This window comes from Clostridium sp. AM34-11AC, from assembly GCF_003435375.1.
Lineage (GTDB): Bacteria > Bacillota > Clostridia > Lachnospirales > Lachnospiraceae > Pilosibacter > Pilosibacter fragilis.
The window spans coordinates 394,500-408,347 of record NZ_QWGL01000001.1 but is presented as its reverse complement, the minus strand read 5'-3'; the positions used below and the strand labels follow the sequence as shown (position 1 = coordinate 408,347).

General features: G+C 49.5%; 11 protein-coding genes and 1 other annotated feature. Of the genes, 5 read left to right on the top strand and 6 right to left on the bottom strand.

Going from position 1 to position 13,848, the window contains the following annotated elements; translation table 11 throughout:
• Positions 1–105 precede the first annotated feature (105 nt).
• On the bottom strand, positions 106–687 hold the full coding sequence (locus DW826_RS01865) for a TetR/AcrR family transcriptional regulator C-terminal domain-containing protein (protein WP_117551852.1): 582 nt from the start codon (positions 685–687) through the stop codon (positions 106–108).
• Positions 688–918: 231 nt separating this feature from the next.
• Complete coding sequence (gene yfcC, locus DW826_RS01860; protein WP_117551851.1) at positions 919–2,430, bottom strand: putative basic amino acid antiporter YfcC; 1,512 nt, start codon at positions 2,428–2,430, stop codon at positions 919–921.
• Between the two features lie 489 nt (positions 2,431–2,919).
• Here yfcC and DW826_RS01855 point away from each other — a divergent pair, with 489 nt between their 5' ends.
• The 3 genes from DW826_RS01855 (at position 2,920) to spoVG (ending at position 5,716) form a co-directional block, all read left to right on the top strand.
• Positions 2,920–4,194, top strand: coding sequence for a glucose-1-phosphate adenylyltransferase (locus DW826_RS01855; RefSeq protein WP_117551850.1), 1,275 nt, complete (start codon positions 2,920–2,922; stop codon positions 4,192–4,194).
• Entirely contained in the window at positions 4,191–5,312 is a 1,122-nt protein-coding gene (gene glgD, locus DW826_RS01850) for a glucose-1-phosphate adenylyltransferase subunit GlgD (protein ID WP_117551849.1), read from the top strand. The genes DW826_RS01855 and glgD overlap by 4 nt, the downstream gene beginning before the upstream one ends.
• A 128-nt stretch (positions 5,313–5,440) precedes the next feature.
• Positions 5,441–5,716, top strand: a complete 276-nt coding sequence (spoVG, locus tag DW826_RS01845; RefSeq protein ID WP_015553023.1) for a septation regulator SpoVG — start codon at positions 5,441–5,443, stop codon at positions 5,714–5,716.
• A 265-nt stretch (positions 5,717–5,981) separates the two neighbouring features.
• Here spoVG and DW826_RS01840 read toward each other — a convergent pair whose 3' ends face one another.
• The 3 genes from DW826_RS01840 to DW826_RS01830 form a co-directional block, all read right to left on the bottom strand.
• Positions 5,982–7,241, bottom strand: a complete 1,260-nt coding sequence (locus DW826_RS01840) for a TRAP transporter large permease (protein WP_117469025.1) — start codon at positions 7,239–7,241, stop codon at positions 5,982–5,984.
• A 1-nt stretch (position 7,242) separates the two neighbouring features.
• Positions 7,243–7,731, bottom strand: a complete 489-nt coding sequence (locus tag DW826_RS01835) for a TRAP transporter small permease (RefSeq protein WP_117513746.1) — start codon at positions 7,729–7,731, stop codon at positions 7,243–7,245.
• 236 nt (positions 7,732–7,967) lie between these two features.
• Positions 7,968–9,047, bottom strand: coding sequence for a TRAP transporter substrate-binding protein (locus DW826_RS01830; RefSeq protein WP_117551848.1), 1,080 nt, complete (start codon positions 9,045–9,047; stop codon positions 7,968–7,970).
• 321 nt (positions 9,048–9,368) lie between these two features.
• Positions 9,369–9,622: a binding site (T-box leader), on the bottom strand.
• 163 nt (positions 9,623–9,785) lie between these two features.
• On the opposite strand from DW826_RS01830, the gene DW826_RS01825 reads away from it, so the two are divergent.
• Both DW826_RS01825 and DW826_RS01820 read left to right on the top strand, forming a co-directional pair.
• Complete coding sequence (locus DW826_RS01825; RefSeq protein WP_117551847.1) at positions 9,786–11,111, top strand: glycosyltransferase; 1,326 nt, start codon at positions 9,786–9,788, stop codon at positions 11,109–11,111.
• Between the two features lie 94 nt (positions 11,112–11,205).
• On the top strand, positions 11,206–12,021 hold the full coding sequence (locus DW826_RS01820) for a Cof-type HAD-IIB family hydrolase (RefSeq protein WP_242994024.1): 816 nt from the start codon (positions 11,206–11,208) through the stop codon (positions 12,019–12,021).
• 279 nt (positions 12,022–12,300) lie between these two features.
• On the opposite strand, the gene DW826_RS01815 is transcribed toward DW826_RS01820, so the two are convergent.
• A complete protein-coding gene (locus tag DW826_RS01815) occupies positions 12,301–13,701 on the bottom strand; it encodes an ADP-ribosylglycohydrolase family protein (RefSeq protein ID WP_117551845.1) in 1,401 nt (466 codons plus the stop codon).
• Positions 13,702–13,848 lie beyond the last annotated feature (147 nt).

Below are 13,848 nucleotides of genomic sequence, written 5' to 3'. Positions count from 1 at the left end.
GAAGGGCAAAAAGAAAGTTACAGAAAAGGCCAAGTGTAACACTTTAAGGAAAATCGACATATTGCAAAAGAAAGATATGGAAAAATTGTGCAAAATAACAATAGATCAGGATAGCAGATGAAACTCAAGAAACAGATCCCGCAGCGCTGCCGGCATCGCGCGGACGAGAAGCCCGGCAAACTGGGACGGGGTCAGGTCCATGCCGCCGAGAACCCACTTTACGGTCATGGTGATCGAGCCCTGACAGTACATTTCCAGAAGAAAATGGATCTCAGGGCTGGCCGGTCTGCCGCTTTTTTCCCGGATCAGATTTTCATAAAAGGCGAGGATCAGCTTAAAATCATGCTCCCGCAGGGAATTCTGCCTGTCATAGCGGAATGCGGCGGCAAAAAACGCCTTTTCCTCCTGAATATATGTAAATTTTTTCTCCAGGCTGTCAAGGACCGTGGTCCCGCGCCCCATATGTTCAAAGGAGCGGGCGAGGAGCTTGTCGAAATACCAGTTGATCAGGTCATATTTATCAAGAAAATTCCGGTAAAAGGTCTGGCGGGTGACGCCGCAGCGCTCTGTGATCTGGCGGACAGTGATCGCATCGACCGGAGTTGTCTTCATGCATTCCTTCATGGCTGCGGCGAGACGGTATTTTGTTTTTTCCCCCTTCATGGCAGGCGTGCTGGATTCGATCATTAAAAGCTCCTTTCTCCGGTATCGCGACCGGTGCTATCGTATTCAGTAAATTCTATCATATTTTTCCCAAGGGAGAAAGTCTTTTTGAGCCGGTTAGCTCCTTCTTCGGATATCATCGGGAAGCGTTCAAAAAAACCCCGTATTATCCGCGATCGAGTCACGCGGATGATACGGAGTTTGTGTTATATCTGAATGAGCTTCAGATGGCTGATACCGAAGACAGACCGGTTTTTATGAGAGACCGATCACAACGGCAAGGATCACAGCGATGGATCCGAATGCAAACAGGACAGCCTGGAATTTGATCTGGAACTTTGCCCATTTGCCCCAGTCGAGCTTTGCCGCAGCCAACGCGCCTAAGAGGCAGCCGGAGGTTGGAACGATGAAGTTTGTGAAGGCGTCACCAAGCTGGTACGCAACAACAGCAACCTGTCTCTCGACACCGACAAGATCGGCGAGAGGAGCCATGATCGGCATGGTAAGGGCAGCCTGTCCGGAACCGGATACAACGAAGAAGTTGAATACGGACTGGAAGATATACATAAACCATGCGGAGATCACCGGCGGGAAATTCTGCATTCCGTTGCTGATGCTGTGAAGGATCGTATTTAAGACCGTACCATCGGTTGCACTTGTACCGCCGAGGATGATGATGATACCCTGTGCCATTCCGACACACATTGCAGCGCCTAAAAGATCGGCAGCACCGTGGTCGAAGGATTTTGCGATGTCATTTACTTTCATGTCGTTCAGCTTGAATACAACGCCGATGATACCGGAAACAAGACCCATCACGAAGAACTGGGAAGCGATCTCCGGGATATAGTAGCCCTCGCTTACAACGCCCCAGATCGTCCATACCATGCAGGCAGCGACCGTGAGAAGAACAAGCTTGTGGCCGAGAGTGAACGGCGGCATCTCTTTGCCGTTCTTTGCGAATTCTTTTCTGTATTCTTCATCAGACTCATACGCAACGGAGAGCTTCGGATCTTTCTTGATCTTTACTGCGTAGCGCATTGTGAAGACGATCGTAAGTCCTGTGAAGAAGATCCATAACGGGATACGGAACCATGCGCCGGACATGACCGGAACACCGGCAACACCCTGGGCGACAGCAAGACCGAACGGATTCTGCCAGGAAGAACCGAAGCCGATCTGTGTAGATACGTAGGAGCACATAATTCCGACAACTGCGTCATACCCCATTGCGATAAACATCGGTACGAGGATCATAACGAACGGAATTGCCTCCTCACCCATACCGAAGACTGCGCCTCCGAGGGAGAACAGGACTACAAGGATCGGGATCAGAAGGATCTCGCGTCCGTTTGTCAAAGCGATGACCCGCATAATGCCGCTTTCTATCGCTCCTGTCCGGAGAACGATACCGAAGGCACCGCCTACGACCAGAATGAAGGCGATGATTCCGACAGCGGTACCATTCTTATCGCCGACGGTCATGCCCTCGAATACATAGTTTAAAATTCCCTGGCCGCCAAAGTCTTCGGTTCCGAAGATCGGAGCTGCTTTGGTCACCTTGTTTCCGTTTTCATCCAGAATATACTGGAAGCTTTCCGGATCCAGAACGGTTCTTGTTTTTTCCACGCCGTTCTGCATATACGTGATTTCTTTTGTGTCGTATTTACCCAACGGGATAAATACGGTGAGCAGAGCCGCGAACAGAATGACACCAAAAATGATGATATAAGTGTGCGGCATCTGGAAGCCCTTTTTTTTCTCCATGGCTTATCCCCCCATAATTGTATTCTCTGCCTGTGAAATCTCCCGCACAGGTAGTGTATCTACTATATTAACATAAATTCTGTGATACGTCATTACTCTTTTCCTTTAATCCTACATATTAATAGTTGCTGTACAGGGGTAGGAATTTTCTGAACTGAAAATTCCGTACAATACAGTGGTGGCAGTGGATTTTGCCGATTCGGAATGCGAAGCATCGGCAAAATCAGTTACTGTTTGCGCAAGGCGTGAACAGTAACTATTAATAGGTTTATACAATTTCGAATCAGCATTTTTGGTACTTATGTAACCAATCAGGAACATAGGTATTGTATTGCGTATCATACAAAAAGAAAAAAATGTCAGAATATACACAAAATTGGGATTGAAAGGATGAAAAGTTTGTTCACATCTTCTAAAAAGTATGTTATAATAGAGTCACCATCTAAGAAACTAGTGTATGGGACAAAAAGAGCAGCAAGAGGTGATATCATGGTAAAAAAAGAGATGATAGCGATGCTGTTGGCAGGAGGACAGGGAAGCCGTCTCGGTGTGTTAACACAGAAAGTGGCAAAACCGGCCGTCTCCTTCGGCGGAAAGTACAGAATTATTGATTTCCCGCTCAGCAACTGCATCAACTCTGGTGTTGATACGGTGGGAGTATTGACCCAGTACCAGCCCTTACGTTTAAACGCGCACATTGGAATTGGTATTCCGTGGGATTTAGACCGCAACGTCGGCGGCGTTACGGTTCTTCCGCCTTACGAGAGAAGTAAAGGCAGCGACTGGTATACAGGAACCGCAAATGCGATCTACCAGAATCTGGAGTACATGGAGTCCTACAATCCGGAATACGTTCTGATCCTTTCCGGCGACCATATCTACAAAATGGATTATGAGGTCATGCTGGAATATCACAAAGCGAATAATGCGGATGTCACGATTGCCGCTATGCCGGTACCGATCGAGGAAGCAAGCCGTTTCGGAATCCTGATCACGGATGACAACAATAAGATCACGGAATTTGAGGAAAAACCGGCGAACCCGAGAAGCAACCTCGCTTCCATGGGTATCTACATCTTCAGCTGGAAGGCACTGAAGGAAGCGCTCATCAAGCTTTCCGAGGAGCCGGGCTGTGATTTCGGAAAACATGTGATCCCGTATTGCTTCGAGCAGGGCAAACGGATCTTTGCATATGAGTACAACGGTTACTGGAAAGATGTCGGAACTCTCGGCTCCTACTGGGAAGCAAATATGGAGCTCATCGACATTATCCCGGAATTCAACCTGTATGAGGAATACTGGAAGATCTATACAAAGAGTGACCGGATCCCGCCGCAGTATATTTCCGCGGACGCGAAGATCACAAAGTGTATCATCGGCGAAGGTTCCGAGATCTACGGAGAGGTAACGAACTCTGTGATCGGATCCGGCGTAACGATCGAGAAAGGCGCTGTAGTCAAAGACTCCATCATCATGCAGGACAGCGTGATCGGTGAAGGCGCGGTGGTAGAAAAGGCGATCGTGGCCGAGGACGTAAAGGTCGGCGCCGGGGCACATCTTGGTGTCGGTGAATATGCGCAGAGCAAATATGACCAGAAAGTATACCAGTTTGATCTTGTGACGATCGGCGAACACTCCGTGATCCCGGAGAACGTAAAGATCGGCAAGAATACAGCAATTTCAGGCGCGACGGCTGCGGAAGATTATCCGAATGGCGAGCTTGAGAGTGGCGGCTACATTATAAAGGCAGGTGGAATCGTATGAGAGCAATCGGTATTGTTTTAGCAGGCGGAAACAGCAAGCGGATGCGCGAACTTTCCAATAAGAGAGCGATCGCGGCGATGCCGATCGCGGGCAGTTTCCGAAGCGTGGATTTTGCGTTAAGCAATATGAGCAACTCTCATATCCAGAGCGTTGCCGTACTGACACAGTATAATTCCCGCTCCTTAAATGAACATTTAAGCTCTTCCAAATGGTGGGATTTCGGAAGAAAACAGGGCGGAATGTATGTATTCACTCCGACGATCACGGCGGAGCACAGCGACTGGTACCGCGGAACAGCAGACGCGCTCTACCAGAATCTGGATTTCTTAAAGAGAAGCCACGAACCATATGCAGTGATCGCTGCCGGAGACGGTATCTATAAGCTGGACTACAATAAGGTCCTGGAATATCATATCGAAAAGAAAGCCGATATCACGGTTGTCTGCAAGGACATGCCGGGCGATGTGGATGTGACCCGCTTCGGTATGGTGAAGACGAACGCGGACGGACGGATCGTTGAGTTTGAGGAGAAGCCAATGGTGGCTGATTCCCATACGATCTCCTGTGGTATCTATGTTGTCCGCCGCCGTCAGCTCATCGAACTTATCGAGCGCTGCGCGAACGAGGACAGGTATGACTTCGTACAGGACATCCTGGTGCGCTACAAAGGTATCAAGCGGATCTATGCGTACAAGTTAAATACATACTGGAGCAACATCGCTTCTGTCGATGCTTACTACCAGACAAATATGGACTTCTTAAAACCGGAAGTCCGCAATTACTTCTTCAAAGAGTATCCGGATATCTACTCCAAGGTGGATGATCTTCCGCCTGCAAAATACAATCCGGGCGCAGTTGTGAAGAACAGCCTGGTATCCAGCGGCTGTATCTTAAACGGAACGGTAGAGAATTCAGTTCTGTTTAAGAAGGTCTATATCGGAAACAATTGTATCATCAAGAATTCGATCATCTTAAATGACGTGTATATTGGGGATAATACCGTTATTGAGAACTGCATCGTTGAGAGCCGTGATACGATCCGCGCGAATACGACGTATATCGGAAAGCCGGACGATGTGAAGATCGTGATTGAGAAGAACGAGAGATATACCCTGTAAAAAGGGTGCCGCAGTTCGGAGACGGGATATTCCGGACGGTGCGGCAAAGGCAGAAAGACAGGCATTCAAATATTGACTGGCCAGTGATTACATAAAATCTGCGGGGAGCGCAGATGGGGGAGGTTATTATGCAGGTAACAGATGTACGTGTGAGAAGAATTGAGAAAGAGGGAAAGATGAAGGCGATCGTGTCCATCACACTGGACAACGAGTTTGTGATCCACGATATCAAGGTCATTGAAGGGGAGAAAGGCCTGTTTATCGCGATGCCGAGCAGAAAAGCTGCTGACGGCGAATACCGCGATATCGCCCATCCGATCAATTCCGGAACACGGGACATGATCCAGAGAGTGATCCTCGACAAGTACGAGACAACCACACTGGAGGAAGCGCAGGCAGTTTAGTTCTCCGGGAAACTTGTCCGGAGTGATTTCCTGACGCAGGTCCTGCAAAAAAATATAGCCGCAGAGAGCGGCTTGTGAATGGGGAAATAGAAAGTCCGCCGAATCGAAAGGTTTGGCGGACTTTTTTGCGAATTAGAATCGACGAAGTGTATGCAGGAACCGGTGTCGCGCTGCATTTGAGTTGAGCAGAATGATAAAAAAGACCTCCAGAAACCGGTATGATTCCGGAACTGGAGGTCGTAGATTTTTATGATTTCTTATACGATTACATAAGTCCCGGGATCAGAAGCGGAACATATACGATCATAAAGAATACGATGATCAGTCCGATCAGGTACGGGATAACAGATTTGGAGATCCGCTCGATCGGAAGTCCCGTGATACCGGAAGCAACGAACAGGTTGATGGCAACCGGCGGTGTGATCATACCGATGGCGATACCAACTACGAAGAGGATTCCAAAATGTACGGTGCTGATGCCCATGGCCTTGACAAGCGGCAGGAACACCGGGGAAAGAATGATGATCGCGGAGGAGGTCTCCATGAAGACTCCTGCGAGCAGGATGATCAGGGAAATCAGGAACATGATCACATACTTGTTTGTGGAGATTCCCAATACTCCGCTTGCGATGGCTTCCGGGATCTTGTAGTTTGCGAGAACCCAGCCAAACGGACCGCTGCATGCGATGATGATCATGATAACAGCGGATGTCTTTGCACTTCCCTTCATGATCTCAACGAGACCCTTGAAATCAAGGTCGCGGTAGATAAAGAAGGAGACGAAGATCGCGTAGATAACCGCTACGGCAGCCGCCTCAGACGGTGTGAAGTAACCGGAGAAGATTCCGCCGAGGATGATCAGCGGCATTAAGATTCCCCAGATCGCTTCCTTGAAGGTGTGGAGCACGTTTCCGACAGAGAACGCTTTTCCCTTCGGGTAGTTGAACTTGCGCGCCTGATAGAGGGAGATCGCAACGAGGATCACGCCCATTAAAATTCCCGGGATAAATCCGTTTTTGAAAAGTGTGTTTACGCTGTCCTCAGAGATAACGGCGTATAATACCATCGGAACGGACGGCGGGATAACGACACCGATGGTTCCGGCAGCTGCGATCAGGGCAGCGGCGGAATCTTCACGGTATCCACGTTTCTTTAACTCCGGGATCAGTGTTGCACCGACAGCGGCTGTTGTGGCGGCACCGGAACCAGAGATCGCCGCGAAGAACATGCCTGCGAGGACGGATACGATGGAAAGACCACCCTTTAACATACCAAGTAAGGACTCGGCGAACTCAACGAGCACCTTGGAAACTTTTCCCTTTGCGAGAAGGTCGCCGGCAAAGATAAAGAAGGGGACTGCGATCAGGGAGAAAGAGTCGGTGCTGGCGAACATACGCTGCACGAGGATCAGGAGCTTTACATCGCCTTTTAAGAGGACGAGGAGAGCTGCCGCCGCGATCGCGAATGCGACCGGAACGCCGATCAGAAGCAGAACGATAAAGGAAATGAATAATAATGCTGCCATGTTATGCCTCCTCCTTTCCAAATAAAAGTCCAAGAACCGCGTCAACCGCGTGTACGAGCATGAATCCGCATCCTACCGGAATGCAGAGGTAAATATATTTCATGGGAAGACGCATCGCTGCAGACAGCTGGTTTCCCTGTTTTCCGAAGTATTTCATACCATAGATGATCACGACAACAAAAAGAACTGTGCAGACCACATGGACGAGAAGTTTTAAGACTTTGCTTAATGCGGCCGGAACCATATCCTGAACGAATGTGATGGAGATATGGCCGCTGTGCTTGTATACACAGCTTGCGCCTAAAAATGAGGACCAGACTAAAAGGTAACGGGTCGCTTCCTCACTCCAGGAGAGTGCGGTGAATGCCATACGGCAGACGATCTGTGCGCCGGTGATAACGACCATGGCGCCGAGCATGACAACGATGATGTAGGAACAGATGGTGTCCAGAATATCGCTGAGTTTGTGAAATCCCTTAACGAAAGCCAACGGTGTTTCCTCCTTTGAAAACCGAAACAATTACATGGAAAGTGCTAAAGCGGTTCTGATTTACAGTACGCGAGTAGGAATTTTCTGAACTGAAAATTCCATACAATACATCAGTGGTAACAGTTCCGGCTGCCCGGGTTTCCCTGGGCAGCCGAAGAACCTGCTTTAAAAATCCCATTGCCGGGGCAATGTTAACGGATTTTAGCACCGAACTTTAAAATCAAACAGCTGCGAAATTACTTTAATGCGTCCTGGATTCTTTTGATGTAATCAGCGTAATCCGGGTAAGCGTCATATACGCTCTGAACAGCTGCACGGAAGCTGTCTACATCCGGGTTCTCGACGACTTCCATACCATGATCCTTGATCTCCTGGAGCTGGTCAGCTTCCTGATCTGCAACCCACTGGCGCTCGTACTCAGCAGCTTCCTGTGCGGATTCCTCGAAGATCCTCTGAACATCTTCCGGTAAGGACTTGAAGAGGTCGTTGCTCATTGTGATGATCGCTGTGGAGTAGGAATGACGGTCAAGGGTTACATACTTCTGGGACTCCCAGAGCTTGTAGGAGTAGATAACGTTGATCGGGTTCTCCTCGCCATCGATGGTGCCCTGCTGAAGAGCTGTTAAAGCGTCGGACCATGCCATCGGAACCGCGTTTACATCAAGAGCCTTGAAGGTAGCTGTGTAAACGTCGTTCTCCATGACACGGAGCTTTAAGCCTGCAACGTCAGCCGCGTTTGTGATCGGCTTCTTGCTGTTTGTGATGTTACGGAAACCACGCTCTGCGTATGCGAGACCCTTTAAGTCAGCATCCTCAAGTGTTCCAAGGAGCTCTTTACCGATCTCACCGTCGAGGACTTTGTAAGCTTCCTCGTTGTTTGCGAACAGGAACGGCATATCGAGAACACCCATAGCGCTGGAGAAGTTTACGAACGGACCGCTTGTGATGATACCCATATCAAGAGTACCCATCTGCATGCTCTCAAGCATGGTGCGCTCGTCGCCGAGAGCTCCGTTCGGATGGATCTCGATCTCGTAGGCGCCGTTTGTGCGCTCTTTTACGAGCTCAGCGAATTTCTCAGCACATACCTGGAAACTGTCCTGCTCGTTTACGGTCGTACCAAGCTTTATTACGGTTGCGTCTGTGTTTGAAGTCGCTTCCTTGCTCTCAGCAGCGGAAGAATCAGCGGCAGCGGCTGTTGTCTCAGCGGAAGCAGCAGTTGTCTCTGTGGAATTGCTGGAAGAGCCACAGCCTGCCATGGAAAGAACCATAGCGCCTGCCATAACGGCGGATAACAATTTTGCACTTTTTTTCATAATGACCTCCTGAAGTCTTTTAAGAATAGATTGATGATAAGTATATATCTTAACTGCCCCTCGCAGATAAGAAACTAAGGAATTGATGGTGGTGTTGGCAAAGTGTGCGAAAGGAGATTGCTCCGCACGGTGTGCGAAAGGAGATTGCTCCGCACTGCGTGCTCCCGCAATCTCAGCCGGCATTCGTAATCCGGGCTTTCGCCCTGCTTACTCATGCTGGCTTGGTTGTCAGATGTACAGACAGCTCTGCGTGCAAGCACGCGGTCTGTCTGTCCGCCTGACAACACTTTCGGGGCAAAAAAAAACTCCTGTCTCTTATTTTTAAGAGACAGAAGCGAAACTTCTGCGGTACCACTCTTATTGCTGTCAAAAAACAGCCTCTCGATCCCGTCGTTTTTCAAATATGAAAAATTAACAGGCAACACGTTAACGGGTGTAAACCGAACCAGCCTACTTGGAACACTTTCAGTGGTTAGCTCCGGGAGGATTGTCTGTAACGCGGTGTCTGCAGCTTTTCACCAGCCAGCTGCTCTCTGAAAGACCTTCGTTAAGAGCGTTCCCATCATCGCAAGGAATATTTAAAACTGCCCTTTATTATAGTCACAGATTTTCAAAAGTCAAGAGAATTTAAAAAAATAAATCGCGTATTGTGAGAAAAATATGATATGATAGATCGTATAGTAAATTTATTTCATAGGAGATATTCCAACAGGTTATTATAGAGAATGGAGGAGGAGAATGAAACCGACCGTCAGTATAATTGTTCCTGTCTACAATGCGGAAAAATTTCTGAACCGCTGTGTGGACAGTATTCTCGGACAGGAATATAGAGATTTTGAACTGATCCTCGTAGATGATGGGAGCAGAGATATGTCAGGCTCGATCTGTGATGCGTATGCGAAGACGGATGAGCGTGTGGTGGTGATCCACAAAGAAAATTCCGGGGTTTCAGATACGAGAAATCAGGGAATTGAAAGGGCAAAGGGAACATATCTCCAGTTTGTGGACAGTGATGACTGGCTGACGCCGGATGCGACAAAGCTTATGGTCCGGGCGGCAGAGGAACATGGCTGTGATATGGTGATCTCCGATTTTTACCGCGTCGTTGGGGATATGGTATCCAGAAAAGGGGACATCGAGTCAGACTGCGTGATCGACCGGGAGGAATTCGCGTCGTTTATGATGGAGAATCCGGCGGATTATTACTATGGAGTGCTGTGGAATAAGCTGTACCGGCGCGATCTCGTAAACCGCTTCGGGATCCGGATGGATGCGGAGATCAGCTGGTGTGAGGATTTCATGTTCAATCTGGAGTATGTCCGCTATGCAGAGACATTCTATGCGCTGCGGACACCGGTGTACTATTATGTAAAGACAAAAGGTTCGCTGGTGAACCAGAAGATCAGCATCACGAAGACTGTGAAGATGAAGCTTATGATGTTTGAGTACTACAACAACTTTTATAAGCATGTGTTGGACGAAGAGGATTATGAGAAAAACCGGCTTCAGGTGTACCATTTTCTGGTGGATGCAGCGAAGGACGGCTTTGTTTTCCCGGCATCGATCCCCGGAAACCGGAAGCTCGGAGAGGAGCGGAGCAGTGCGCTGCAGGAGGTGATCTCCGATGATGGGATCATTGTGGATAAATACCGGGACCGGAAACTTCTGGAGAGATATCTGGAGTCGGCGGCATTGAAGCATGATATGACAATGGAGGAACTTTCTCTGCTTTTATATCTGAAGGATGCAAGCCATGAGCTGAGCAGAAAGAATCTTGCGGATCTTATGGATCTTAGCCGCGGAGACCTTGCGGTGGCGGTCCAGCGGCTGTCCGCGAAAAAGATGGTGGAGATAACGGAGCTTCCGAGAAGGCGGGGAACAGAACGAAAGATCCGACTGGAACTTCTTCCGGCATCAGAAGTTGTGATCCCGGATCTTGAGGCGGCGGAGAACGATTACTATCAGGCGAAGTTTGGAAATTTTACAGAGGAAGAGATCAGACAGTATACGCTGCTGGCACGGAAAGTGCGGGAGAACGAGAGGAGTATTTTGCAGCGGGGATAGGAGAAGGCGCATTCGCGAGAAGCTGCGGACTGCGTCAGGCGGTCGTATTGGTGTGGAAATACAACGGATAAACATCAAAAATATGGAGATAAAGATGGAAAAAGAAAAAACTTGCAAAATCGTATTCAGTGACATCGACGGCACGCTGCTGACGTCGGACGGACAGATCACGGAGGGGACGAAGGAGATGATCCTGAATCTTGAGAATAAGGGGATCCCGTTTATCCTGACTTCCGCGCGGTCACCGGAAGGCGTGCGGGTCATTAAGAGAATGCTGGGGAACCACGCGCCGATCATTGCGTTCTGCGGTGGACTGATCCTCGACAACGACGGACATGAGATCTATAGTAAGATGATTCCGTTAAAACGGGCACTGGAACTGAAGGCGATGCTGGATAAGGATTTTCCGGCTGTTGCCTGCAATACCTTCGGCGGCGAGAAGTGGATCGTGGATGACCGGGACGATTGGAGAGAGCAGCGGGAAGAGAAAATCGTGGGATTTCCGGCTGAAATTGGATCTATTAAAGATACATTTGAAACAGAAGGCGGAATTCATAAATTTCTCCTCATGGGAGATCCGGACGTGATGACAAAGCTGGCGGCGGTTCTGGCAAGAGATTTCTCTGATCTTCAGTCCGCGGCATCCAACCCGGAATATCTGGAGATCACGGCAGCGGGCGTGGAAAAGTCGGAAGGTTTGAAGACGCTCTGTGGAAAACTCGGAATTTCACCGGAAGAGGCAGCGGCCTTCGGTGACGGCGAGAGCGATCTTTCCATGATGCATGCGGCAGGATTTGGCGCGGCAATGGGAAATGCGCCGGAGAATGTGCGGAGACGGGCACCGATGGTGATCGGGAAGAATGATGAGGAAGGGCTGCTGAAGAGACTGAAGGAGATATTTAAGGACTGAGAAAAATTGAAGAAATAATTAAAAAAACAGACCCATTTGATACAAATCCAGAAATCAAATGAGCCTGTTTTTTAACCGAATCAAGTAAGTCCCCTGCTTCAATTGCGAAAAGCAATAAGCAGTGGGTGGGGACTTGCTTGTATCAGGAGGAGTGCAAGCTCCTTCTGATAAACTGCGGAGCAGTTATTCGGTTATGAGCAAGTAGCGAAGCGGATTGCGAATATCCGCTTGACTTACCAATATCCGAGCTACAGAAGATGTTTCAAAAACTCAACCGTATTACTTCTGTTTCTTCACCGCATTCCTCACCGCATCCGTTGTCCACTGACAAAGCTCAGCGATCTTGAAATCCTGATACCGTCTCATAGTCGTGAGGATCCTGTCCCCGATGGGCTTGATATAGCTGTCGTCAATGACATCCAGACCGATCATGATTGCCAGTGTGTTGAGCACCGGGGCTGCGGTACAGTCCGCATCCTGACCTTCCATGGCGATGATGTGGCAGGTCTCCTTAAAGTCCATATTTCCGAACCAGAGGGCAATAACTTCGGCGGCTGCGTTCGGATAGGCGTGAATCCAGTTGTACTCTTTGTAGCGCTCCTCGCAGGCTGTCCATACCGGCTCCCAAGAAGAATTTTCCTTGCAGAGATCCAGCGCATGCTTTACGACTGCGTAGTATTCGCTCTTATGCGGGATCATGTCCACCGCTTTTTCAACAACGGTCCGGATATGGTCCTCCGTGAAAGCGAGGGAGGTGAGCAGGGCGTTGAAGATCCCGCCCAGCATGCCATTGTTGGAGTGGGAGACGATCGAATCGTCCGCGGCGAGTCTCGCGGCGAGTTTCGGGTTTCCGGGTGCTAACATTCCGTGAAGCGGGGTGCGCATCTGCGCTCCGATCCAGTCGTAAAAGTAGTTGTTTGTTGTGCCGCTCTCCGGCGGAAGAAGCCCGCGGCGGAGATTTTCGATGGCCGTCTTCTCGGCGGAATATCCGTCGGAGATCAGCTCCAGCCATTTGTAGGCAACGTCGGCAGGCGTGATGTCATAGCCTTTTTCGATGAATCCGTCGAGATAGGCGATCTCGTAGGTGATATCATCGTTGTATGTCTCCGGGCGGCGGAGATATCCGTAGACCTCGCCGAAGCGTTTACGGATCTGTTCTGTCGTATAACCTTCGATCTGGGTTCCAAGGCAGCCGCCGATGAGCTGTCCCATCCATCCTGCGGTGACTTTCTTTGCAAAGTCATCGGAAAAGACGTCATAGGGCGCTGCAGGGCCGAAATCAGCCTCTTTTTCTACATCCGCGAAGGTGCGGTAGGTGTTGTAGCTCCAGTAAGGGGAGGCGGGATCCTTCGGCGCTTCATTCAGTGCGTGGAAGATCTTCGCGGTAGCCACCTGAATCGCGGCTCCGTCCTTTTCCTCGGACGCCTTCAGGCCTTCCTCCATGAATTTCTCAGCTTCCGTCACATCATATCCCCGGTTGTGCATGCTCTGCACCGCGGCGATCACCACGTCGCAGGGCGCTTTGGATCCCGGAACCTTATTGTCCCAGTCGTGGAAAAGCTGTTTGTCGGAGGCGCGGCCGGCTTCCGTGTAGGCCATCCAGTCCGCCTCATTGTCGTCGTGAAGCTCCGGCGGAACCGCGTCCGCCGTCAGCTTATGTTCAAATTCCCATGCTTTCATAAAGAATCTCCTTCATTTCAGCTGTAAATACCACTTCCTGTCTCTGCTCAGGATAAGAAACAGGGCAGAGATCGGAAGAAAACACATTGTCAAAATGGATCATACAGAAGCTTTGCCTATATTTATAACAGCTCGGAATTTCGAAAT